The following is a 23,506-nucleotide window of genomic DNA, read 5'->3' as shown; positions in this document are numbered from 1 at the left end:
ACGGTGACCGCGGATCACGACGGAGTACGGGACATGCTGGCCGCGTGGGCCTTCGGCGCCCTGGAACCGGCCGACGAGAAGACGGTTCCGCCGCACCTGGCCGCGTGCGAGAGCTGCGCGGCGGAGGCGGAACGACTGCGGGAGACGGTACGACTGCTGGACGGGCCGCCGGACGAGCCGCCCCGGCACAGCGCCCCCGCACCACCACCGCTCACCGACGGCGTGCTGTCCCGTGCCCTGCGCACACGCCGCCCCGCCCCCCGCGTGGCCCCGCACGCCGCCCCCTACGCCTCCGCAGTCGCCGGACTGCACGCGCTGTTGCCCGAGGCGGAAGGCCGTTGGGGTACGCCGGTCGTGCACGACTGGGACGTGCACGCGATCGTCGCCCACCTGCTCGCCGCCGACGAACCGCTCGCCGGTCTGCTCGGCATCGAGGCGCGGGTGCCGGCCACACCGGCGGGGGAGGGGACGTCCTGGGAGGACGCCTGGAACCGCCGTACCGCCGACGTCATCGCCCATCAGTACCGCCGTACGCCCGAGGAGACCGTCGCCGACTGGGCCGCGCAGGCGGACGCGCTGCTGGCCACGCCCGAGGCCCGCGACCCCGAACCCGCCGCCCCGGCCCTGACGTTGATGGGAATGCGGCTGCCGGTCGCCGACCACTTCCTGGTGCGCGCCTTCGAGGTGTGGATCCACACCGACGACATCGGCCGCGCCCTCGGCCTGTCCGTCCCGCCGCCGCCCGAGGCGCACCTGTGGCAACTGGTCCGCCTCGCCGTCCGCGTCCTCGGCCTGGCCCTGGGACCCACCGCGCCGCCGGTGCTGTTCTCGGTCACCGGCGGCGAGGAATGGGTGCTGGGCTCGGAGGACGAACCCGTCGCGGCCGAACTCGCCCTGGATCCGGTCGACTTCTGCCTCCTCGTCGGCGGACGGTACGCGCCGGACGAGGTGCCGCGGGGTGTCAACGGGGATGCGGGAGCCGTACGGAACGTACTGGAGCGGGCGGCGTCACTGGCGTGGCTGTGAAGCCTGTCGCCCTTGTGACACCGCCCGCTCCCGCCGGCTCACCTCGCCGGAAGGCTCACTTCACCGGCGTGAAGTCCCGAGCCCCGATGAACTCCGGCCGCCGTACCGGTGCCGCGAACGGTTCAACCGCCTTGTTCTCCACGCTGTTGAACACGATGAACACGTTGGAGCGCGGGAAGGGCGTGATGTTGTCGCCCGAGCCGTGCATGCAGTTGCAGTCGAACCAGGTCGCCGAGCCGGCCTTGCCCGTGAACAGCTTGATGCCGTACTCGGAGGCCATGGCGGTCAGCGCCTCGTCCGACGGCGTGCCCGCGTCCTGCATCTGCAGCGACTTCTTGTAGTTGTCCTTCGGCGTGGCCCCCGCGCACCCGAGGAAGGTCCGATGCGACCCCGGCATGATCATGAGCCCGCCGTTGGTGTCGTAGTTCTCGGTGAGCGCGATCGAGACCGACACCGTCCGCATGTTCGGCAGACCGTCCTCGGCGTGCCAGGTCTCGAAGTCGGAGTGCCAGTAGAAGCCGCTGGCCCCGAAGCCCGGCTTGACGTTGATCCGCGACTGGTGGACGTACACGTCCGAGCCGAGGATCTGCCGCGCCCGGCCGACGACCCGCTCGTCGCGCACGAGATGCGCGAACACCTCGCTGATCTTGTGCACTTCGAAGACGGAGCGGATCTCCTTGGACTGCGGCTCGACGATCGACCGCTCGTCGGCCCGGATCGCGGGATCCGTGACGAGCCGCTCCAACTCCTGGTGGTACACGGCTACTTCGTCGTCGCGGATGAGCTGGTCGATGGCCAGGAAGCCGTCCCGCTCGAACCCCTGGAGATCGGTGTCGGAGATCGGCCCGGGGGTGCCGGGCGCGGACCAGACGACCGGGTCCTGGCGCGGGGTCGCCACCTCGGTGGCGCCGCGGCTGGGGTAGAGATCCGTGACGGTGGTGGGCGTGGTGGTGATGGGCGTGGTCGTCATGGGGATGTCACACCTCCTCGGGTTCGGTGAGCAGCGGGTAGACGCCGTTCTCGTCGTGGTCCTCCCGTCCGGTCACGGGCGGGTTGAAGACGCAGAGGCAGCGAAAGTCCTTCTTGATCCGCATCGTGTGCCGCTCGTGCCCGTCGAGCAGGTACATGGTCCCGGGCGTGATCGTGTACTTCTGCCCGGTCTCGTCGTCGGTGAGCTCGGCCTCGCCCTCGACGCACACGACGGCCTCGACGTGGTTGGCGTACCACATCGACGTCTCCGTACCCGCGTACAAGGTGGTCTCGTGGAGGGAGAAGCCGACCTTCTCCTTCGCGAGGACGATGCGTTTGCTCTCCCAGGTGCCGGACGCGGATTTCACATGCCGGTCTGTGCCTTCGATGTCCTTGAACGAACGGACGATCACGGTGCTGCGATGCCTCCTACTTAGATGTTTCTTCGGATGGTTCTGCTCGGATGGTCCTACTCAGATGGTTTCCCGCACGGAGCGGGCGAGGACGCTCAGTCCCTCGTCCAGCTCCTCAGGTGTGATGGTGAGCGCCGGGAGCAACTTGACGACCTCGCTCTCCGGGCCCGACGTCTCGATGAGCAGCCCGAGTTCGAAGGCGCGCTGCGCGATGCGTCCCGCGCGCTCCTTGTCGTGGAACTCCATGCCCCACACCAGCCCGCGCCCCCGGTACTCCTTCACATCGGCGAGGTTCTCCTCGGTGATGGAGATCAGGGCCTGCTCGACCTGCTCGCCCCGGGCCTGGGTCTGCTTCTCCATCGCGGACCCGTCCGCCCAGTACGCCTCGAGGGCGGCGGTGGCCGTGACGAAGGCGGGGTTGTTGCCGCGGAAGGTGCCGTTGTGCTCGCCCGGCTCCCAGATGTCCAGCTCCGGCTTGAACAGGCACAGCGACATGGGCAGGCCGTAGCCGCTGATGGACTTGGAGACGGTGACGATGTCCGGCGTGATCCCGGACTCCTCGAAGGAGAAGAAGGCGCCGGTACGGCCGCAGCCCATCTGGATGTCGTCGACGATGAGCAGCATGTCCTGGCGCTCGCACAGCTCGGCGAGCGCACGCATCCACTCCGGGCGCGCGACGTTGATGCCGCCCTCGCCCTGCACGGTCTCCACGATCACGGCGGCGGGCTTGTTGAGGCCGGAGCCCTGGTCCTCGAGCAGCCGCTCGAACCACAGGAAGTCCGGGACCTTGCCGTCGAAGTAGTTGTCGAACGGCATCGGGGTCCCGTGCACCAGCGGGATGCCCGCGCCGGCCCGCTTGAAGGCGTTGCCGGTCACGGCGAGCGAGCCGAGCGACATGCCGTGGAAGGCGTTGGTGAACGACACGATCGCCTCGCGCCCCTTCACCTTCCGCGCCAGCTTCAGCGCGGACTCCACGGCGTTGGTGCCGGTCGGTCCCGGGAACATGACCTTGTACGGCAGGTCGCGCGGCCGGAGGACCAGGTTCTGGAAGGACTCCAGGAAGGCGCGCTTGGCCGTGGTCGACATGTCGAGCCCGTGCGTGACGCCGTCCCGCTCCAGGTAGTCGATCAACGCCCGTTTGAGGACGGGGTTGTTGTGCCCGTAGTTCAGCGACCCCGCTCCGGCGAAGAAGTCGAGGTACTCATGGCCGTCCTCGTCGTACATGCGGCTGCCCTGTGCGCGGTCGAAGACGGTGGGCCAGCCGCGGCAGTAGCTGCGCACCTCGGACTCGAGGGTCTCGAAGACACTGAGGTCGGGCTGGGTGATGGTCACGACGAATCGCTCCTCGTTGCGTTTGCGTGGGGGGTCAGGCAGAGGTCGTGAGGGAGAGGGGACCGATGCGGTACAGGACTTCGGGGTCGTGCGGGCCGTCGGGGAAGACACCCGTCTCGAACAGCACCTCGCGTTCCAGGCCGGCGCGGTGGCGCTCGGCGAACGAGGTGAACAGCCGCTCTGAGGCGGTGTTTCCCGGCGTGATCGTGGTCTCGACGGTGGTCAGCCCGTGCTCCGCGGCGGTCCGTGCGACCAGCCCGTCCAGCAGCGCGGCGGCGAGCCCGAGCCCGCGGTACGCCTCGTCCACGGCCACCTGCCAGACGAGCAGGGTGTCCGGGCGGTCGGGCCGGACGTACGCGGTGACGAAGCCGACCGGCTCGCCGTGCCCGTCGCGCGCGACGGCCGACGTGGCGGCGAAGTCGCGACACCACAGCAGATAGCTGTACGACGAGTTGAGGTCGAGGACCTTCGAGTCCCTGGCCATCCGCCACAACGCGGCTCCGTCCGCCACCGTCGGGCGGTCGATTCGCAGGCTGGCTCGCAGATCGCCTTGCAGGTCTGCTTGTGCGGCAGTCATGCGAATTGAATTTACCGAGAGAAATTCAAAATTGCATCGCCGGTCGGGGTTACGCACGGGCGGCGTCTGTGTTATCGCGCGTGCGCGGGCGGACGTGTGGAAGTGACCCTATTTCTACCTGCTTGTCCGGTACATAAAGCGCAAATCGATCACGATGTGTAACGCGTCACAGGCATGTAACCACCACGAGACCCACCCGAATTACTCCGGTTGGCGTTCGCAGAATCTACGCGTTTAGGTCGAGAGAAAGCGGGCAGAAGAATACGGGAAGCTGCTCTCGAATGAATTCCCAGAATTACCGCGGAATTAGGCTCCGGTTACTCCGTCGATCCGCTCCCGCAAGATGTCCGCGTGCCCGTTGTGCCGCGCGTACTCCTCGATCATGTGCACGTACACCCAGCGCAGACTGACCTCAAGACCGGCCATCGGACCGTCGGCGATCCGCCCGACGTCGTCCAGCGCCCGCCCGGCACACAGCTCCTTCCCTCGCGCGATCTCCCGCTTCCACACGGCCAACGCCTCGTCGAGCCCTCGCTCCGGTTCGAGGACGTACCCGTTCCCCTTCCCGTACACCGGCGGCACGTCCAGCCCCGCGGCCACCCGCTGGAACCAGTTCCGCTCGACCTCCGTGAGGTGCTGCACCAGCCCGAGCAACGTCAGCGAGGACGGCTCGGCGGACGCGGTCCGCACCTGCTTGTCGTCCAACTCGGCGCACTTCAGCTCCAGGGTGCCGCGATGAAAGGCAAGCCAGCTTTCGAGCATGGGGCGTTCGTCGCCGGTGAGGAGGGGGATGGGGCGGCCGTCGGGGAGGGTGAGGGGTGTGTTGGCGGTCATAGGGGGAGCATGACATGGGGTATTTCAGCCCGTCCGGCGTTTGAGGACGAGGCCGTTCAGACCGATGGGGTCCGGGCCGTTCAGGCCGATGGGGTCACCGCCACGCCCCCTCCACGGCCCGCAGCGCCCCCTCCACATCCACACCCAGCCCCTTCTCACGCAACGCGCCCCCCAACGCCGAAAGACTCGCCCGCACCGCCCCCCGAGTCGCGTCGACCCCGTAGTGGTTCACCCGGATCATCTCCTTGGCCAACGCACCCCCACCCGCCGCCAGCGGCACCCCCGGGTCCGCCGCCACCGCCCGCGCCACCAACTCCGACGCCACCACCGCCGACGGCGCCCTCAGCGTCGTAGCGACCGGCGCCGCATCCACCGCCTCGTACACATACGGCTCCAGCCCCCCGCCCAAGGCCACCGCCCCCGCCCGAGTGGCCGCCGCGGCCGACGCGTGCCGAGTCATCACCGCGTCCAACCCATCCGCCTCGATCCGCGCCACACACGCCTCAAGCGCCAGCATCTCCAACTGCGCCGGCGCGTGCGGCAGGACCTTCCGGCCGCCGTCGATCCACCGTTCCTTCCAGTCCAGCAAGGAGAGGTACGACCGTCGCGGCGCCCCCGGATTCGCCGCCATCCGCGCCCACGCCCGCTCGCTCACCGACACCGCCGAGACGCCCGCAGGCCCGCCCATCGCCTTCTGTGCCCCGATCACGCACAGGTCCACGCCCCACGCGTCCGGCAGCACCGGCTCGGCCCCGACGGAGGCGACGGCGTCCAGGTAGAACAGCGCGCCCCGCTCCCGTACCACCTCGCCGATCTCCGCGACCGGGTTGGTGTTGCCGGTCGCCGCCTCCGCGTGCACCAGTGACACGAAGTCGATTTCCGGGTGCTCGGCGAAGGCCTCCCGGATCTGCTCGGCCGTGACCGCCGTATGGAAGGGAACCGCCAGGTCGATCACCGTCGCGCCGCAGTCCCGCAGCCAGTCGCCGAAGGTCTGCCCGTACGGACCCGTGATCACGTTCAGCGCGGTCGTGCCGGGACCGGCCGTCCCACGGATCGCCCCCTCCAGCGGCAGCAGGGCCTCGCCCTGCATGATCACGACGTCCTGCTCGGTGCTCAGCAGCCGCGCCACGCGGTCCTCGATCGACGCGAAGTGCGCGGCGGTCAACGGGGCCAGGTCCAGAAACGGATGCGCCACGACAGGTGCTCTCTTCACTCACGGGGTAGTCGAGTCGAGGGTAACCGGCGGTCGTCGAGGGCCCACCGGCTGTCCCAGCACCCTGGGGACTGGCGACTTCTTGGGCCAGGTTCTTAGGTCAGGCGGCCTCGCGGCCATCAGTTTGGTTTGAGAGACTCAAACATCTCCTTATAATCGGAACCCACAGTTTCCTCAAAGGCTCAAGGAAGGCCCGCCGTGAACACGCTCCTCGGGCGCCGGACCCGCGTCCTGGCCGCCATCACCGCGACGGCCGGGCTGATGCTCGTGTCCGCATGCACCTCCAGCGACGACGGCGGCAGCGGCTCGAAGACCGCCGCAGGCGGGGTCGAACTGGTCAAGGGCGGGCAGCTCACCACCTGCACGCACCTGCCGTATCCGCCCTTCCAGTCGGAGATCGACGGCAAGGTGCAGGGCTTCGACGTCTCGCTGATCGACCTGGTCGCCAAGGACCTGGGCGTGAAGCAGGAGATCCTCGACCAGCCCTTCGAGAACTTCAAGACCGGCGGGTCCCTCAACTCCGGCCAGTGCGACCTCGCCGCGGCCGGCATGACCATCACCGAGGAGCGCAAGAAGAACGTCGACTTCTCCGATCCGTACTTCGACGCCACCCAGGCCGTCCTGGTCGACAAGAAAGCCGGCGTCGGCTCCCTCGCCGACGTGAAGTCCAAGAACGTGAAGCTGGGCGCCCAGGCGCAGACCACCGGCGAGGACTACGCGAAGAAGCAGGGCTTCGACCCGGTCTCCTTCGAGTCCTCCGACGCCGTTCTCAACGGCCTGCGCACCGGCCAGGTCAAGGCCGTCATCATCGACTACCCGGTGGTCCAGGGCTGGCTGAAGGACCAGGCCAACGCCGACGCCTTCGAGGTGGTCGACAACCTCAACACCGGTGAGCAGTACGGCTTCACGGTGAAGAAGGGCAACACCGAGCTCCTCGCCGCCATCAACAAGGCGATCGCGGACGCCAAGGCCGACGGCACGTACAAGAAGCTCTACGAGCAGTGGATCGGCCCGTACGACGCTTCTACGGCAAAGGGTGAGTCCGCGGCGTCGCCCTCCGCCTCATGAGTGATACGAAGCTGGAAGCCGCGCCTCGCAGGAAGGGCCTGACCCGGCGTCAGAAGCGCCGCCTGTCGCGGGGCGTCCAGTACGCCGTCTTCCTCGCCGCCGTGATCGCCTTCGCGGTCTCGGCGGACTGGGACCGGCTGCAGAACCAGTTCGCGCAGGCGGACATCGCCGACCAGATGTTCCCGGACGTCATCACGCTGGCGCTGAAGAACACCGTGCTCTACACCGTGTCCGGCTTCGTCGTCGGCCTGGTGCTCGGCATGGTGATCGCGCTGATGCGGCTGTCGTCGGTGGGGCCGTACCGCTGGTTCGCCGGCGTGTACATCGAGATCTTCCGCGGCCTGCCCGCCCTGCTGATCTTCATCTTCATCGGCGTCGCCGTCCCGCTCGCCTTCCCGGGCACGGAGATCATCGGCGGCACGTACGGCAAGGTCGCGCTCGCGCTCGGTCTGGTGGCGGCGGCGTACATGGCGGAGACGATCCGAGCGGGTATCCAGGCCGTCCCCAAGGGCCAGATGGAGGCGGCCCGTTCCCTGGGCTTCTCTCCCGCCCGCGCCATGATCTCGATCATCATCCCGCAGGCGTTCCGCATCATCCTCCCTCCGCTCACCAACGAACTGGTCCTGCTCTTCAAGGACTCCTCGCTGGTGCTGTTCCTCGGCGTCACCCTGGGGGAGCGTGAACTGTCCAAGTACGGCCGTGACTTGGCCAGTACGACCGCCAACTCCACGCCGATCCTCGTCGCCGGCCTGTGCTATCTGCTGGTGACGATCCCGCTCGGCTTCGTCGTACGCCGTATGGAGGCCAAGGCCCAGGAGGCCGTGAAATGAGCGAGAAGACTCTCGGCGGGCGGCCGGAGATCCAAGTCCAGGGCCTGCACAAGTCGTTCGGCGACAACGAGGTGCTGCGCGGCATCGACCTGGAGATCGCCCAGGGCGAGGTCGTGTGCGTGATCGGCCCGTCCGGCTCGGGCAAGTCGACGTTGCTGCGCTGCGTGAACCTCCTCGAGGAGCCGACGAAGGGCCAGGTCTTCGTCGGCGGCGTCGAACTCACGGACCCCGACGTCGACATCGACGCCGTACGCCGCCGTATCGGCATGGTCTTCCAGCAGTTCAACCTCTTCCCGCACCTCACGGTGACCGAGAACCTGACGCTGCCGCAGCGCAGGGTGCTCCGGCGCGACAAGGCGGAGGCCGCAAAGGTGGCCGCCGAGAACCTGGAGCGGGTGGGCCTGTCGGACAAGGCGGACGCCTACCCCGCCTCCCTCTCCGGCGGCCAGCAACAGCGCGTCGCGATCGCCCGTTCGCTGTCGATGGGCCCCGAGGTGATGCTGTTCGACGAGCCGACGTCGGCACTGGACCCGGAGCTGGTGGGTGACGTACTGGCGGTGATGCGCATGCTGGCGAACGAGGGCATGACGATGATGGTCGTCACCCACGAGATGACCTTCGCCCGCGAGGTCGCCGACCGTGTCGTCTTCATGGACGGCGGAGTGATCGTCGAGGACGGCACCCCCGAGCAGGTCATCGGCGACCCCCGTCACGAACGCACCCGCCACTTCCTGTCGAGGTTGCTCGACCCGGCGATGGCGGATGTGGAAGAGGAGGCCTCCGATCAGGTGGGCGGCACGCCTGACTAAGGTGCGGTACATGAGCGATCCCGCGGTGCTGCATGTGAAGGGACGGGTCCTGGTCGGACCCGAGGACGTCCGGGACGAGCTGTGGATGGTCGACGGCCGTATCTCCTACGACCGTCCCGCTCACGCCCGTGACATCCGCACGGTGAAGGGCTGGGCGCTGCCCGGCCTGGTCGACGCGCACTGCCACGTGGGCCTCGGCCCGCACGGCCCGGTCGACCAGGACGTCGCGGAGAAGCAGGCGCTGACCGACCGCGACGCGGGCACGCTCCTCATCCGCGACGCGGGCTCCCCCTCCGACACCCGCTGGATCGACGACCGCGAGGACCTCCCGAAGATCATCCGCGCGGGCCGGCACATCGCGCGCACCCGCCGCTACATCCGTGACTTCGCGTGGGAGATCGAGCCGGAGGACCTCGTCGCGTACGTCGCCCAGGAGGCCCGGCGCGGCGACGGCTGGGTGAAGCTGGTCGGCGACTGGATCGACCGGGAGGTGGGCGACCTGTCGCCCTGCTGGCCGCGGGACGCGATCGAGGCGGCGATCAGGGAGGCCCACCGCCTGGGCGCCCGCGTGACGGCCCACTGTTTCGCGGAGTCCTCCCTCCGCGACCTGGTGGAGTCGGGCATCGACTGCATCGAACACGCCACGGGCCTGACGGAGGACCTGATCCCGCTGTTCGCGTCGCGCGGCGTGGCGATCGTCCCGACGCTGGTGAACATCGCGACGTTCCCCCAGCTCGCCGCCGGCGGCGAGACCAAGTTCCCTCAGTGGTCGTCCCACATGAGGCGGTTGTACGAACGCCGCTACGACACGGTGCGCAACGCGTACGACGCCGGGATTCCGGTGTATGTCGGCACGGACGCGGGGGGCTCGCTGCCGCACGGGCTGGTGGCGGAGGAGGTGGCGGAGCTGGTCACCGCCGGCATCCGCCCGGTGGAGGCCCTGTCGGCGACGACATGGGGCGCGCGGAAGTGGCTGGGGCGGCCCGGGCTGGAGGAGGGGGCGGCAGCGGACCTGGTGGTGTACGAACGGGACCCCCGCACGGATGTACGCGTGCTGGGGGCCCCGTTGCGGGTGGTGGTGAACGGGAGGGTCATGGGGTGACTGGTTGCCCCGTCACCCCATGAGGTGCCCTAGTCTCCCAGGAACCACAGGTAGAGATGCGATCCTTCCTCCACCTGCAAACAGAGTCTTTCGATCTCCGCCACCGTGTCCGGCCCAAGAAGCTCACGGACGGATTGGTGGGCGATCTCCCGTCGAAGCCGTTCTGTCTGCCGTGAATTGAACATGGTGTCCGCGTACGGCAGCAGGCTGCCCAGGAACGGAAACTCGTCGGCGTCTATGCGCCCAAGACTCTCCGTCCACTCCAGTCCGCAAGACCCGCTCGACACGATGTCACCGTTTTCCGAGCGCACCTGAAGGTTGATCATCAGTCCTCGTCACTGCGGGTGGACACTCTCGACAGCGCCGTTCTTCACCCACACCGCGATGGAGAACAGGTCGTTGCCCTTTGCGTCGTAGCCAACCGGGTGGTTGCTCCTTATCTCGAGGAGATGCCGATGGGCGGAGCCGGTGCCGAGGTTCATGTTGTCCATCGGCTTCTTCATCGCCAGCTTGGCCCAGTTGCGAATGTGGCCCGGTGTGACCCAGTCCTCGAACTTCGACTTGTTCGGCCACACTGTCCAGGCATCCGCATGGCTGGCGTCATGCCTCGGGAGGATGTGCGTGTTCATCACCTCGTCCGAGATGTCCCCACTCCCGCAGTTGTGGACGAGAAGGGGAGTGGCTCCGGCCAGCACATGGTACGTGGGCACCCCGTCGACGGTCAGGTTGTGCACCGTCGCCTTCGCCTCGCGCGCCTTGACTGCTGTGACCTGGACCCAACTGCTGCTCCCCGTACTCAGCCACTGCCCGCGCTTCAGGTCCCCGGCGTCCACCCAGCGGCCCACGTCCGGCAGCCAGAACGGGTGGCCGTCGGTGGCCGTGATCTTGGACGTCTTGCCGCCCGCCCGACCGTCGGTGTCGACGGTCAGGGTGACCAGGTTCTTGGTGCCGTCACCCTTGATCGTGCGAGTGACCGTCCGGGTCTGGGCGTCGTCCGTCTCCACGTCCGACGCCGCGACCTTGTCGCCGATCTCGACGTCCTCGATCGGCTTCGTGGAGCCGTCGGCCATCAGGACCTTCGTGCCAGACGTGAAGCTGTTGCCGATCTTGCAGGCCGCACCGCTGGCCGGCGGGGCGTCCGGGACCTTCGGCGCGGCCGGTGCCGGTGCCGGGGCGGCGGGGGCAGGTGCCGGGTCCGCCGCCGGCGGGTTGCCGTTCGTGGACGGTGCGTCGGGGGTGTTGGTCGACGGCGGATTGCCCGTGGACGGCGTCGCCGCGCTCGGCGGTGTCGCGTTGTCCACCTGGCGGCCCACGTCGCTCGCCGTGTCCAGCGCCTCCAGCGCCTCGTCCCCGTACTTCGCCGCCTTCGCCGCCGTCGCCCCGTACCCCGCGAACGGGATCGCGGAGGCGCAGGACAGGGCCGCGTCCAGGTACTCGCCCTCGGCCGCGTACCAGCCGCAGTTGGCCAGGTCGGCGGCCTCGCCGACGACCGGGATCAGGCCGACCACGTCGAGGGCCGCGTGGCCGATGTCCGACCAGGAGAGGCCGAACAGGTGGCCGTCGATCTCGACGAAGGAGACCGGGTTGCCGCCCGCGAAGGCGTAGCGGTTGCCGGTGAACGGGTCGGTCGACAGGCCCATGTCCGCCAGTGCCCCGCCGTACATGTCGCGGGTCAGGAAGCGGTTGAGGCCGGGGTCGTAGGTCCTGAAGCCCATGTCGTAGGTGCCGGATGTGGTGTCGTAGCGCTTGGAGTTGAAGCGGTAGGAGTTGTAGGGATCCGAGGGTTCCTCGCCGCCCGCCCCCGGCTTGTCGGCGCCCGTGAACTGCGCCGCGTCGTTCTTGCCGTACGCCGTGTAGCCGTACGTCGTCTTGGTGTTGCCGTCCTTGTCGGTCAGCGCCTCGACGTCGCCGTGCGGGTGGTACAGGTACTGCGTGGTCTCCGGGTCCTTGTCCTCCTCGTCCTTGATCTGGGTCAGCTTCTGGCCCCAGGACGCGTACTGGAAGGACGTGACTGACTCGTCCGTCACCTCCTCCTTCAAGGAGTGCGAGGTGATACCCAGGTAGGTGAAGAGGGTCGTCTTGGCGTCGTCGCCGCTGCCGACCGCCTCCTTCACCGTGCGGTCGAAGGCGTCGTACGTCATGCGCGTCGTCTTCGCCGCGTCCCCGCAGCCCGCCGTGATCGACTCCGGGCGGTCGAAGCCGTCGTAGCGGTACTTCTGGATCGTCTCGCCGCCGAAGGAGACGGTGTCGAGGCGGCCCAGCGGGTCGTAGTTGTAGGTGGAGGACGCGCCGTCGGCGGTGGAGGTCAGCAGGCGGTTGCGGTCGTAGCGGTGGGTGGTGGTCGTGTCGTCCACGTTCTGCCAGACCACGTTGCCGGCCGCGTCGTGCCGGTACTCCTCCGTCGCCTCGTCGTCACCTGTCTTGGCGACCTTGGCGATGCGATCCTGCGGGTCGTAGGTGTAGGCGTAGGTGTTGTCGATGGTGTCGCCGTGGTCGTCGGCGTCCATCAGCTTCAGGACGTCCTCGACCTTGTGCCCGTTGGCGTTGTACTTCAGGGCGTGTTCGGCTACGAGCGTGTCGTCGGACTGCTTCTCGCTGGTCTTCTTCGTCGAACCGTCGAGGTAGTAGTCGACGGTGACGACGTTGCCGTTGGGCTTGGTCTGCTCGGCCAGTTCGCCGCGGGCGGTGTACTCCAGCTTCGTGATCTGCTGGTCCCCGGCCGTCGGCGAGGCGGCGTTGGTGATGCGCTCGACCCGGTCCAAGGGGTCGTAGTCCAGCTTGCTCCAGGTCAGGTCGTGCTTGGTGGTGAGCGTGTTGCCGTTGGCGTCGTACGTCAGCTCGGTGGTGTTGCGCACGGCGTCACCGTCGTGCTCCACGACCTTCCCGAGCTGGTTGAGCTCGTTGTACTCCAGGGCGTAGCGGTCGACCTCGACGCCGGGGCTGCGGTCGATGATCTCGATCTGGTTGCCGTTGGCGTCGTAGCGGTAGGAGAAGTCCTTCTCCTCGTTGTCGGCGTCCCCCTCGTTGTCGCGGACCAGCCGGACCGCGTCCGCGACGACCGTGCCGGTCGCCTTGTCGGTGAGGGTGACGGCCTGTCCGGTGTCCTCGGTGAAGGCGTACTTGCCCAGCGACCGCCACTCACCCGGGAGTTCGGTCTGGTCGAGGGTCTTGGTCTCCGTGCCGTCCTTGTGCTTGATCTCGTACGTGGCGTCCTTGGCCGCCCCGTCGACCTTCGGGTAGTGGACGTAGACCGTGTAGTCACCGCTCTGCGGGATCGTCAGCTGCCAGACGAAGCGGTTCTCGCCCGAACCGGCCCCGTGGGTCTGCGTGTTGTAGCCGTACGAGCCCGCGACGGCCGCCTCGTCCCAGGTGCCCTGGGTCGCCGTGTTGTTGATGTCGGAGTTGTCGACGAGCGCGACCTGGAGACCGACCGGGACCCCGTTGTCCGAGCGGGACTTGAGAGCGCCGCTCGGGTAGAACGAGGAGTTGAGGGTGCGGGTGACCGAGCCGCCCGCGCTGCTCAGGGTGTTCTCGATCTGCTGGCCGAGGTCGTTGTACTCGTAGGTGTTCTCGATGTCGTAGGCGTCGGTGGACGTCCGGATCCAGCCGGTGTCGAAGTAGGTGTACTCGGTCTCGTTGCGGACGCTCTGGCCCTCCGACGGCGGCGCGCTGACCTTCTTCACCCGGCTCAGCGCGTCGTACTCGTACGTCGTACGGTCCGGGGTGTTGTAGCGGCCGTCGTCCGGGTCGTAGGGGCTCAGGGTCTCCTTGACCCGGTTCAGCTCGTCGTAGACGGTCTCGGCGGCGAAGTCCTGCGGGTCGTCGCCGGTCTCCACGCCGCGCGGGGTGATGACCCGGGTCTGGTTGCCGACCTCGTCGTACTCGAAGCGGGTGGTGCGCACGACCGCGTCGTCGCCGTCCCCCTCGTGCGGGACGCGTGCCTCGACCAGGGCGGCTCGGGCGTCCAGGACCATCTCGGTGCGATTGCCGTCCGCGTCCGTGGTGGCGGTGGTCAGGCCGTCCCAGTCGTAGGTGCTGGTCGTCGACTCGCCGACCGCGTCGGTGGTCTCCAGCAGACGGTGGTCGAGGTCGTAGCGGAACTTGGTGGTGTAGTCGTCCGGGTCCTCGGTCTCGTTCTTGCGGGCGTCGACGACCTTCACCAGGTCACCGACGTCGTTGTAGAAGGCGGACGAGCGCTTGCCCACCGCGTTGACCGCCTCGACCGGCTGGTAGACCTCGTCGTATTTCGTCGTCGAGGTGAAGTCGCCGGGCGTCTGGGTCAGGTTGCCCTTCGGCTCGGTCGCGGTGAGCTGGTTGCCGACCTTGTCGTAGGCGAAGGTCGACACCCGCTCCGGTGAGCCCTCCTCGTCGCCCGGCTGGACGGACTTCACGAGCTGGTCCGCCGCGTCGAACACGCTGGTGGTCTTCACCCCGTTCGGGGCGGTGAACTCGGTCGTGTTGTCGTTCTCGTCGTACTCCGGGGCGGGAGTGACGATGAAGACGCCGGCCTTCTGGTCCTTGGGCCGGCGGTTCTCCAGCGGACGCGCGAAGACGTCGTACGTCTGCGTGGTCGTCGCCCCGTCGGCCTCCTGCAGCTTGGTGACGTTGCCGCGTTCGTCGTACGTGGTCTCCGTGCGGTTGCCGAGCGCGTCGATGATGACCCGCGGATAGCCGGAGGGGTCGTAGTCCTCGAACTTCGTGGTGTGTTCGCCCGCGTCGGTGGCGGCGGTGATCCGGCCCCGGTCGTCATAGGCGTTGGTGGAGGTGTAGTCGCCCTCGGGCTCGCTCTGCACGCCCTTGGGGTCGGTGACCGACGTCAGGTTGCCGCGCGCGTCGTGACCGAAGGTCCAGGTGCGCCCCTCCGGGCTGACGCGCCGGACCAGGTCGGCGATGTAGCCGTTCTCGCCGGTGGCGTAGGCGAAGGTGGCGGCGGGCCGGTCGTTCTTCACCGACTCCGCGTCCTTCGACTCCAGCGGATATCCCGTCTTCGGGTCGTACTTCCAGGTGCGGGCCGCGCCGTTGTTCTCCTCCAGGCGCGTGACGTTGTTGTCCGCGTCCCAGGCCAGCTTGGTGGTCCGCTTCTTGGCGTCGGTGAGCTTCACCGGGCGGCCGTAGCCGTCCATCAGCTGGGTGGCCGGGTGGTTCTCCGCGTCCGTGACGACGGTCTGGATCGCCTTGCCGTCGTGGCCGTCGGCGTCCTCGTAGCGGTAGCGGGTGAGGCCGCCGAGCCGGTCGGTGACCGTCTTGGTGTACCCCAGGTAGTGCAGTTGGTCCTTGTCGTCGTGCGGACCGACGTAGTCCAGCTTGGTGGCGTTGCCCTCCGGGTCGGTGACCTGGGCCAGTTTCAGGCCCGGGTGGTCGAACTCCTTGCCGTAGCCGAACTTGAAGACCTTGCGCTTGTCCTCGGCGGCGTTCGCGCCGTCCGTCAGCAGCGCGAGGAGGCCCTTCTCGGTGTAGGTGAAGTCGATCCGCCGCCCGGAGATGTCGGTGGCGGAGCGGACGTTGTCGATGATGAACGGGTTGAGGAGGTGCTTGCCCTCACGGACCTTCCCGTCCTCGTCGACGTAGGTGTACGCCTCGCCCTTCTCCCAGTAGTCGATGCTGAGCGTGCGCCGGCCCTCGGCGTCGGTGACGTACTTCAGCAGCTTGGGCCCGAGCAGCCGGTCCTCGTACGTGAACTCCATCCGGTTGCCGTTCTTGTCCACCTGGGCGCTCGGATAGCCCTGGCAGTCGAAGAGGAACCGGGTGCGGTCCGGGCGCAGGAACTCCCAGGCCTCCCGCTCGTGCGGGTGGAGCAGACAGGACTTCTCCAGCTGCTTGACCCGGAAGTGGACCCCGGCCGGGGAGTCCCACTCGCCCTTCTTGTTCTTGCTGAAGACATGGCTGGTGCCGTCACCGTCGGTCAGCGTGATCTGCTTGGGCAGCAGGGCGGCCGGGTGGAAGTCCAGCGGGGTGCCGAGCCGTACCGGCGAGGAGGCCTGCAGCGACCAGCCGGGGCCGGCCGGAGTGCTGGAGGCGTCCTGCGAGTTGTAGGCCAGGCGCAGGAAGGTCGAGAAGCCGAGCGACGGGTTGGTGAACGCGTTGTACGACCAGACCGCGTTGCCCGCGTACAGGTTGTTCATCACGGAGGAACCCGCGCCGGTGTTCTTGCCCGCGTAGGAGTAGAAATCCTCCAGGCCCAGCTGGTCGGAGGTCGGGTACTCGACGGTCACCTGGTGCTTGGACGGCGGCACTGCGTCGGTCTCGGAGAGCCACTTGCCGGTGGCCTTCTCCCGCAGGTCCCACTCCAGGCCGAAGGTCAGCCGCTTGTCGAGCGGGTCGATCAGCACCGGGGCCTTGAGCTCCGCGTCGAAGGTGACGGTGTCGCCGGGCGGCACGTCCCTCGGCAGCGGGGTGGCGTCCTTGTTGAGGAGGTTGGTGACGTCCTTGCCGTCCAGCGTCCAGCGGTACGACAGGACGCGTTCGCCCTTCTTCCACACCGCGGAGGTGGTGTTGGTGAGGGTGGCCTCGACGGTGGCCTTCTCGCCGGGGATCATCCGCGCGGGCGTGTAGGGCAGGAAGTACGTCTCGCCCTCGGGCGCGGCGAGCAGCTTGGCGCCCCGGGAGACCTGGCCGACGGCGGGCAGTTCGACCGTGCGCGCCGGGCCGGTCAGCAGTTTGCCCTTCTTGGTGCGTACGGCGATCCGGTAGTGGTAGGCCGGGCCGTCCCCCTTGAGCGCGGGAGGCGCGGTGCGGTCGGTGAAGGTGCGTCTGTCGCGGTCGACCGGGGCGACCAGGGTCTCGGCGGTCGGCGTGAAGTTCTTCGCCGTGGAGCGGTGGACCTCGTACTCCAGCAGGTCCTTGCCCTCGTACGCGGTCCAGGCGAGGTCTGCACCGGTGGCGTGCGCGGTGCGGGGCGCACCGATACGGACGCCGTCGGCCTCGCCCGCGATGCGCGGGTGGGTGAGGGAGGCGGCGCCGCGAGTGCGGTCGAGGGTGAGGCGGCGCGGCTTCTCGCCGTCGTCGCGCTGGTCGTCCTTCTTGTCGTCGTCGCTTCCGAAGAGGTTGCTCCAGAAGCCGTCGTCGTCCTTCGCGCGTTCGCTGTTGGGACGCCAGCCTTCGCGCGGGTCGCTGGTGTCGGGTCCGGAGGCGGCCGCGGGTCTCGCCTCGCCCGAGCGGGCGGGGGTCGCAGGCGCGGTGCCGATGATCAAGGCCGTGGCGACCGCACCGACCACGGCGGCGCGGAGGCGGAGGCTGCGGAGGCGGATGTGGCGGAGGCGGACGCGGGTGTGGCCTAAGGCTGCCATGGGGCTCCTAGGGAGGACGCCTGGTTCCCTGTGGACACAGGTGTCGCACAGGAATCGGCGGGCACACTCTTCTACCAAGCTCCTTCAAAGGCGTGTCAATGACATGCCAAAATGAAGGAGCGAGTTCCGGACTGTGCACGACATCTCGAAAACGTGCACGATGCGCCACGATCGTGTGAACTCCCAAGGGGTTACTGCCGGTTGTCCCTCGGTGCGACATCCTTTCCGGGTCCCGACGCTTGTTCTCTCTGGGAGTCCCACCCTTGAACGGCAACACCTTCCGTATGCCCGCACGCCGTCTAGCCGTCATCGCCACGGCCACCGCCCTGGCCGCCGGTCCCGCCGCCCTGGCCGCCGCGGGATCCGCCCACGCGACCGATGACCAAGGCCGCGCGAACGCCGTCGTCCTGCGCACCGGGCTCGACGTGTCCCTGCTCAACAAGACCGTGAACGTCCCCCTCGCGGTCTCCCTCAACGAGGTCCAGGCCCCGCAGAGCGCCCAGGAGACCGTGCTGACCGCCCAGTTGGACGGGGTCGACGGCGGAAAGGCCTTCAACGTGCTGCGCGCGAACGTGGCGGATGCGAAGGCGACGGTCTCCGCGACCGGGGCCGAGGCCTCCGCCGTCCTCGCCCACGCCAAACTGCATGTCCCCGGCCTGCCGCTGCTCTCCCTCATCGAGCTCGACCAGGTCACGTCCAAGGCGACCTGCGAGGCCGGCCGGGCCCCGGTCGCCTCCTCGAACCTGCTGGGGGCGGTGACCGTACTCGGCAAGAAGGTCACGCTGACGGCTGGTGGCACGACCGACGTGAAGGTGCCCGGTGTCGGCGAGGTGCGCCTCGACCTGTCGAAGGAGGAGACCGCCTCGCGCACGGCCGCCGCGACCGCCCTCGAACTCAAGGTCTCGATCAATCCGTTGAAGCTCAACGTCGCCGAAGTGGAGGGGACGCTGACCCTGGCCGAGGCCACCTGCGAGGCACCGGCGGCGCCGGCACAGGAGCCGGCCGCGCCGAGTGAAGGTCCGGCGCGCGATGTGAAGCCCCAAGGCGCCCCGGACGAGTCAGGGTTGGCCGATACCGGTGGCAGCTCGACGACGCCGTACATCGCGGGCGGCGCGATCGCGCTGGTCGTCGCGGGCGGGGGAGCGCTGGCCCTGGCGCGGCGCCGCAGGAGCTGACCCGCCGAGGCACCCCTTCCGGTTCGGCAGTCAACAGCCCATCTGTGTCAGGGCTGTTGACTGCCGAATGAAAACCTTTTAACTTCCCCTCACTCCGACTCCGAGATGTGAGGGGGCCCCGTGGCCGCTGTACTACGGGAACACGCAGGTGTAGAGGAGGTCGGCACGGCTCGGCCACGGGCGAGCGACCCTCGTTTACGGCGAAAACGCTTCCAAAGCCGAGGTCGAGGCCGAAGCCGGACGCTGTTCCTGCTCATGCTGCCCGGCCTCGCCTACTTCCTGCTCTTCCACTACGGCGCGCTGGTCGGCAACGTCATCGCCTTCAAGGAGTACGTGCCCTTCGACGGCCTGTTGGGCAGCCCCTGGGTCGGCATGGGCAACTTCCAGCGGATGTTCGAGGACGGCGCCTTCTGGGACTCCGTGCTCAACACCGTCTGGATCGCCGTACTCCAGATCGTCTTCTACTTCCCGGTGCCGCTCGCCCTCGCCCTGCTGCTGCACAGCCTCACCTGGAGCTCGGTGCGCCGGTTCGTGCAGTCGGTGGCGTATCTGCCGCACTTCATCTCGTGGGTGATCGTCGTCGCCCTCTTCCAGCAGGTGCTCGGCGACACCGGTCTGCTCAACTCCTCGCTGGACGGCATGGGGCTGCACACCGTCGACATCATCGGCAACCCGGACGCCTTCAAGCCGCTCACCGTCGCCCAGGTCATCTGGAAGGACGCCGGCTGGGGCACGATCATCTTCCTAGCCGCGCTCGCGCAGGTCGACGAGCAGCAGTACGAGGCCGCCGCGATCGACGGCGCGGGCCCCTGGCGCCGCTTCTGGCACGTCACCCTGCCCGCCATCCGCCCGGTGATCGTCCTGCTGCTCATCATGCGGCTCGGCGACATCCTCTCCGTCGGCTTCGAGCAGATGCTGCTCCAGCGCGACGCGGTCGGCCCGGAGGCCGCGGAGATCATCGACACCTTCGTCTACTACCAGGGCATCGTCGGCGGCGACTACGGATTCGCCGCCGCCGCGGGCCTGTTCAAGGGCGTCATCGGCGCCCTCCTCGTCTACGCCGCCAACAAGGTCGCCCACCGCCTCGGCGAACAGGGGGTCTACAAGTGAGCACCCACGTCCGTCCGGGCTGGATGGAGAAGCCGAGGCCGGTGACGCAGGTCGGCAAGGTCCTCGCCCTCGCCGCCGTCGTGCTCCTGGTCTGCGTGCCGTTCCTCGTCATCGTCTCGACCTCGCTGGCCTCCACCGACGAGGTCGTCGCGGGCGGCGGCTGGGTCCTGTGGCCGACCGAGCCGAGCCTCGACGCCTACCGCGACATCCTCGACGGCGGCATCGTCACCCACGCCCTCGGTGTCAGCGCCGGCGTCACGATCGTGGGCACCCTGCTCAGCCTCGCCTGCACGGTCACCCTCGCCTACGCCCTCTCCCGCCCCGGCGTCTTCGGCGGCAAACCCGTCCTGCTCCTCATCCTGTTCACGTTCCTCTTCCCGCCCGGCATGATCCCCAGCTTCCTGCTGGTCAAGGAACTGGGCCTGCTGGACAACTACGCCTCGATCGTCCTGCCCGTCCTGGTGAACGTCTTCAACCTCGTCGTCCTGCGCGGCTTCTTCCAGGGCATCCCCGAGGAGCTCTACGAGGCCGCGCGCCTGGACGGGGCGGGGGACTGGCGGGTGCTGTGGTCGGTCGTCCTGCCTCTGTCGAAGGCCGCGCTCGCCGTCGTGGGCCTCTTCTACGCGGTGGCGTACTGGAACTCCTGGTTCTACGCCTCGCTCTACCTGGAGAGCGATCACTGGCCCCTGCAACAGGTCCTGCGCACCTACGTGGTGGCCGGCTCCGGCCTCACCGACGCCACCACCGGCGAGGCCACCATCACCGCCCCGCAGACCGTGCAGATGGCGGTGCTGGTGATCGCCACCGTGCCGATCCTGCTCGTCTACCCGTTCCTGCAGAAGTACTTCACCAAGGGCGTGCTCACGGGCGCCATCAAGAGCTGACGCGACCCGTCAGAAGCTGACGTGTCATCAAGAGCCGCGTGTAGAAAGGTGACCTGCCCATGTCCCGCATGTCCCGACGCACCCTCCTGCGCTCAGTGGCGGCAGGCGGCGCCGCCGTCTCCGTCCCCGGTCTGCTGACCGCCTGCTCCACGAGCTCCGGCGACAGCGACGTCTCCAACGCCGGCAAGAAGCTGGCCCCCTGGCCCGCGTACAAGCCCGCGAGCGGTCCCAAGCCGGACCTCGCGCCCACCGAGGCGGGCGTCCAGGCCGGATACACCAGCTACCCCGCCGACCTGGTCAAGTCCGTCTCCCGCACCCCCGGCGACGGCTCCACCATCAAGGTCATGTCGATGTCCTTCGGCACCCCGCCGAAGCCCGCCTCCGCCAACCGGTTCTGGGCCGCCGTGGAGAAGGCCCTCGGCGTGAAGATCGAGTACACGATCATCTCCCAGGCCGACTACCAGAAGAAGATGGCCACGGTGATGGCCGGCGACGCCGACACCCTGCCCGACATCATCAACCTCTTCCACGGGTTCGTCCTGCCCCGCGAGGCCGAGTTCGTACAGCGGCGGGCCGAGGACCTCACGCCGTTCCTCTCCGGCGAGGCGATCGCCGACTACCCCAACCTCGCGAACATCCCCACCCACGCCTGGCACGACATGGGCCGCATCGGCGGCCGGATCTACGGCATCCCCCTGGAGCGCCCGCTGCCCGGCTCCACCCTCTGGCTCAACCAGGGCATGTTCACGGACGCGGGCATGAAGGAGGGCTGGACCTCCGACGACTTCGCCGCCGTCTCCAAGAAGGCCACCAGCGGCCGTACTTACGCACTCGGCGCCGCCCAGGGCTCCCTGTTCGGCAACGCCGTGCACTCCGCCGCCCACCGCGCGCCCAACGAGTGGGCCGTCACCGACGACGGCATTTTCCTTCCGGGCGTCGCCGACGAACGCTACAAGGCCTCCATCGCCTTCCAGGCACAGTTGCGCAAGAACGGCTCGTACCACCCCGACGCCACGTCCATCTCCCAGATCGACCTGACCACCCTCTACTACAACGGCACGGTCGGCTCCATGCAGGACGGCTTCGGCGCCTACCTGCCCAAGTACCGGGAGGCGCCGGACGGGATGACTCCGGCCGCGGCGCTCCCGTACAGCGTCGGCGGTGAACCCGGCGGCATCGTCGCCGCCCGCCGCTCCTTCGGCTACACCGTGCTGAAGAAGGCGAAGAAGGAACGCATACAGCTGCTCCTGCGCATCCTCGACTACCTCGCCGCCCCCTTCGGCAGCCAGGAGTGGGAGCTCGTCCACTACGGCGTCGAGGGCACCCACTTCACCCGCGGCAAGGACGGCTCCCCGCAGCCCACCAAGCTGGGCGAGGTGGAGAACAACACCAACCTGCCGCTGAAGTACCTCGCCGAAGGACCCCAGGTGCTGTTCGTGCCGGGCATGCCCGACGCCGTACGGGCCCTGCACGCCTGGCAGCAGAAGACGGTCCCGCACGCCATCCGCAACGCCTCCCACGGCCTGCAGTCCCGGACGAAGAACTCCCAGGGCACCACACTCAAGGCACTTCTCGACGACACCGTCACCGGCATCGTCGCCGGCCGCGTCCCGCTGTCGGAGTGGGACGGCGCGGTGAAGAAGTGGCGGGCCCGCGGCGGCGACAGAATGGCCGACGAGTTGGCGAAGGACCACGCGGCCAACACGTGAACGGCCGCCGGGCGGAAGAGAACAGGAGACGCGGGGGATGGGGAACGACATGGAGTCCAAGCGGCGGGTCACGATCCGGGAGGTCGCCGAGCGGGCGGGCGTGTCGATGGCCACGGCGTCGCGTGCGCTCAGCGGCAACCATCCCGTGCCCGCCGCGACCCGGGCTCGTGTGCTGCGTGCCGCGCGTGACCTGGACTACGTCGCCAACGCTCATGCGCGTGCCCTTGTGGGCGGTGGCCGAAAGATGGCCGCTGTCGTCGTCCGCCAGGTCACCAGCCCCTTCTACGCCCAGGTCGCCGAGGGCGTGGAGGCGGAGGCCGCCGACCGGGGCTGGCTGTGCGTGGTCGGGGCGACCGGCGGGGATCCGCAGCGCGAGATGGAGTTCGTGCAGCTCATGCGGGAGGAGGGGGCGCGGCTGGTGATCCTGGTCGGTGGGGTCGTCGAGGACGACGCGTATCGCTCGCGCGTGGCCCACTATGCGCAGGCGCTGGATGCGTCGGGGGCGCGGCTGGTGTTGTGCGGCCGGCCCGCTCCGGATCCTGACATCCCGGCGCTGGTCGTCGAGTTCGACAACGAGGCCGGTGCCCGGGCCATCACCGGGCACCTGCTTTCCGCCGGGCACCGGCGGATCGTGTTCCTCGGTGGGCTGCCTGGCAACACGGCTCTGGATGCCCGTGTCGCCGGGTACCGGGCCGCGCTCGCCGAACACGGGTTGCCTCCGGCGGCTGCGCGGGTTGTCGACTGCGGCCTCGGTCGTGCGGCGGGTCTGCGTGCGATGGCTGAACTTCTCAAGGAGACACGGGAGTTCACTGCCGTGTTCGCCGGGGACGACATGGTTGCTGCGGGCGCGTTGCGCGCTGTCGCCGACGCTGGGCTGAGCGTGCCTGACGATGTGTCGGTCGTCGGGTACAACGACATTCCGCTCGCTGAGGACTTCAATCCGCCGCTCACCACGGTTCGGACTCCCGCGGAGGAGCTTGGTCGCGCGGCCGTGCGGATCGCTTTGCGGGATCCCGACAACGCCGCCGGGAGCCACCATCTGCTGGGCACGCACATCGTTGTTCGTCGCAGTGTCGCCGCGCCGCCGAGGCCGTCCGGCGACGGCGGGTGATTCGTGGCCGGTCGCTCCCCCACTCTCGGCTTCGCTCGAGCGGGGGACCCCCATCGCG

At 68.6% G+C, this 23,506-nt stretch carries 18 protein-coding genes; 10 read left to right on the top strand and 8 right to left on the bottom strand.

The window, feature by feature from the left end; translation table 11 throughout:
- The first annotated feature begins 3 nt into the window (after positions 1-3).
- Positions 4-1,026 carry a maleylpyruvate isomerase family mycothiol-dependent enzyme gene (locus tag CLM62_RS22905; RefSeq protein ID WP_095751782.1) on the top strand — a complete coding sequence of 341 codons (1,023 nt, stop codon included), beginning with the start codon at positions 4-6 and terminating at the stop codon, positions 1,024-1,026.
- Between the two features lie 55 nt (positions 1,027-1,081).
- On the opposite strand, the gene thpD is transcribed toward CLM62_RS22905, so the two are convergent.
- The 6 genes from thpD to CLM62_RS22875 all read right to left on the bottom strand — a co-directional run bounded on the left by thpD (position 1,082) and on the right by CLM62_RS22875 (position 6,346).
- Positions 1,082-1,981: an ectoine hydroxylase gene (thpD, locus tag CLM62_RS22900; protein ID WP_179382197.1), complete on the bottom strand. Its 900-nt coding sequence runs from the start codon at positions 1,979-1,981 to the stop codon at positions 1,082-1,084.
- Positions 1,982-2,003: 22 nt separating this feature from the next.
- On the bottom strand, positions 2,004-2,408 hold the full coding sequence (locus CLM62_RS22895) for an ectoine synthase (RefSeq protein WP_095751780.1): 405 nt from the start codon (positions 2,406-2,408) through the stop codon (positions 2,004-2,006).
- Positions 2,409-2,468: 60 nt separating this feature from the next.
- On the bottom strand, positions 2,469-3,740 hold the full coding sequence (ectB, locus tag CLM62_RS22890) for a diaminobutyrate--2-oxoglutarate transaminase (RefSeq protein ID WP_095751779.1): 1,272 nt from the start codon (positions 3,738-3,740) through the stop codon (positions 2,469-2,471).
- Between the two features lie 34 nt (positions 3,741-3,774).
- Positions 3,775-4,317: a diaminobutyrate acetyltransferase gene (gene ectA, locus CLM62_RS22885; protein WP_095751778.1), complete on the bottom strand. Its 543-nt coding sequence runs from the start codon at positions 4,315-4,317 to the stop codon at positions 3,775-3,777.
- A 306-nt stretch (positions 4,318-4,623) separates the two neighbouring features.
- Entirely contained in the window at positions 4,624-5,151 is a 528-nt protein-coding gene (locus CLM62_RS22880) for a DinB family protein (RefSeq protein WP_095751777.1), read from the bottom strand.
- 94 nt (positions 5,152-5,245) lie between these two features.
- On the bottom strand, positions 5,246-6,346 hold the full coding sequence (locus CLM62_RS22875; protein WP_095751776.1) for an alanine--glyoxylate aminotransferase family protein: 1,101 nt from the start codon (positions 6,344-6,346) through the stop codon (positions 5,246-5,248).
- Positions 6,347-6,562: 216 nt separating this feature from the next.
- On the opposite strand from CLM62_RS22875, the gene CLM62_RS22870 reads away from it, so the two are divergent.
- Genes CLM62_RS22870 through CLM62_RS22855 form a run of 4 tightly spaced genes read left to right on the top strand, consistent with a single transcriptional unit; the run spans position 6,563 to position 10,173 of the window.
- Entirely contained in the window at positions 6,563-7,432 is an 870-nt protein-coding gene (locus tag CLM62_RS22870; RefSeq protein WP_095751775.1) for a transporter substrate-binding domain-containing protein, read from the top strand.
- Entirely contained in the window at positions 7,429-8,262 is an 834-nt protein-coding gene (locus CLM62_RS22865) for an amino acid ABC transporter permease (protein WP_095751774.1), read from the top strand. The genes CLM62_RS22870 and CLM62_RS22865 overlap by 4 nt, the downstream gene beginning before the upstream one ends.
- Positions 8,259-9,071, top strand: coding sequence for an amino acid ABC transporter ATP-binding protein (locus tag CLM62_RS22860; protein ID WP_095751773.1), 813 nt, complete (start codon positions 8,259-8,261; stop codon positions 9,069-9,071). Before CLM62_RS22865 ends, CLM62_RS22860 begins: the two co-directional genes overlap by 4 nt.
- A gap of 10 nt (positions 9,072-9,081) precedes the next feature.
- On the top strand, positions 9,082-10,173 hold the full coding sequence (locus CLM62_RS22855) for an amidohydrolase family protein (protein WP_095751837.1): 1,092 nt from the start codon (positions 9,082-9,084) through the stop codon (positions 10,171-10,173).
- 29 nt (positions 10,174-10,202) lie between these two features.
- Here the strand turns inward: CLM62_RS22855 and CLM62_RS22850 are convergent, their stop codons facing one another.
- The gene (locus CLM62_RS22850; protein WP_095751772.1) at positions 10,203-10,499 is read right to left on the bottom strand and encodes a hypothetical protein; all 297 of its coding nucleotides are present in this window, start codon (positions 10,497-10,499) and stop codon (positions 10,203-10,205) included.
- A 9-nt stretch (positions 10,500-10,508) separates the two neighbouring features.
- The gene (locus CLM62_RS22845) at positions 10,509-17,459 is read right to left on the bottom strand and encodes a polymorphic toxin-type HINT domain-containing protein (RefSeq protein WP_095751771.1); all 6,951 of its coding nucleotides are present in this window, start codon (positions 17,457-17,459) and stop codon (positions 10,509-10,511) included.
- A 263-nt stretch (positions 17,460-17,722) separates the two neighbouring features.
- On the opposite strand from CLM62_RS22845, the gene CLM62_RS22840 reads away from it, so the two are divergent.
- From CLM62_RS22840 to CLM62_RS22820, 5 genes are all read left to right on the top strand, one after another.
- Positions 17,723-18,634 carry an SCO1860 family LAETG-anchored protein gene (locus CLM62_RS22840; protein WP_179382195.1) on the top strand — a complete coding sequence of 304 codons (912 nt, stop codon included), beginning with the start codon at positions 17,723-17,725 and terminating at the stop codon, positions 18,632-18,634.
- A gap of 255 nt (positions 18,635-18,889) precedes the next feature.
- Entirely contained in the window at positions 18,890-19,744 is an 855-nt protein-coding gene (locus CLM62_RS22835) for a sugar ABC transporter permease (protein ID WP_095751769.1), read from the top strand.
- Positions 19,741-20,628, top strand: a complete 888-nt coding sequence (locus CLM62_RS22830) for a carbohydrate ABC transporter permease (RefSeq protein ID WP_095751768.1) — start codon at positions 19,741-19,743, stop codon at positions 20,626-20,628. The genes CLM62_RS22835 and CLM62_RS22830 overlap by 4 nt, the downstream gene beginning before the upstream one ends.
- A gap of 59 nt (positions 20,629-20,687) precedes the next feature.
- Entirely contained in the window at positions 20,688-22,337 is a 1,650-nt protein-coding gene (locus CLM62_RS22825) for an extracellular solute-binding protein (RefSeq protein WP_095751767.1), read from the top strand.
- 37 nt (positions 22,338-22,374) lie between these two features.
- A complete protein-coding gene (locus CLM62_RS22820) occupies positions 22,375-23,448 on the top strand; it encodes a LacI family DNA-binding transcriptional regulator (protein WP_373559179.1) in 1,074 nt (357 codons plus the stop codon).
- The last annotated feature ends 58 nt before the right edge of the window (positions 23,449-23,506 follow it).

It is taken from the genome of Streptomyces sp. SA15 (assembly GCF_002291145.1).
Classification (GTDB): domain Bacteria; phylum Actinomycetota; class Actinomycetes; order Streptomycetales; family Streptomycetaceae; genus Streptomyces.
This window is presented reverse-complemented; position numbering and strand designations above follow the sequence as displayed.

Excerpts from the sequence above, each read along its gene's own strand:
- CLM62_RS22855 (WP_095751837.1), top strand. The coding sequence starts at position 9,082 with ATGAGCGATCCCGCGGTGCTGCATGTGAAGGGACGGGTCCTGGTCGGA.
- ectA (WP_095751778.1), bottom strand. The coding sequence starts at position 4,317 with ATGACTGCCGCACAAGCAGACCTGCAAGGCGATCTGCGAGCCAGCCTG.
- CLM62_RS22880 (WP_095751777.1), bottom strand. The coding sequence starts at position 5,151 with ATGACCGCCAACACACCCCTCACCCTCCCCGACGGCCGCCCCATCCCC.
- CLM62_RS22865 (WP_095751774.1), top strand. The coding sequence starts at position 7,429 with ATGAGTGATACGAAGCTGGAAGCCGCGCCTCGCAGGAAGGGCCTGACC.
- CLM62_RS22850 (WP_095751772.1), bottom strand. The coding sequence starts at position 10,499 with ATGATCAACCTTCAGGTGCGCTCGGAAAACGGTGACATCGTGTCGAGC.
- CLM62_RS22825 (WP_095751767.1), top strand. The coding sequence starts at position 20,688 with ATGTCCCGCATGTCCCGACGCACCCTCCTGCGCTCAGTGGCGGCAGGC.
- CLM62_RS22860 (WP_095751773.1), top strand. The coding sequence starts at position 8,259 with ATGAGCGAGAAGACTCTCGGCGGGCGGCCGGAGATCCAAGTCCAGGGC.
- CLM62_RS22820 (WP_373559179.1), top strand. The coding sequence starts at position 22,375 with ATGGGGAACGACATGGAGTCCAAGCGGCGGGTCACGATCCGGGAGGTC.
- CLM62_RS22845 (WP_095751771.1), bottom strand. The coding sequence starts at position 17,459 with ATGGCAGCCTTAGGCCACACCCGCGTCCGCCTCCGCCACATCCGCCTC.
- CLM62_RS22835 (WP_095751769.1), top strand. The coding sequence starts at position 18,890 with ATGCTGCCCGGCCTCGCCTACTTCCTGCTCTTCCACTACGGCGCGCTG.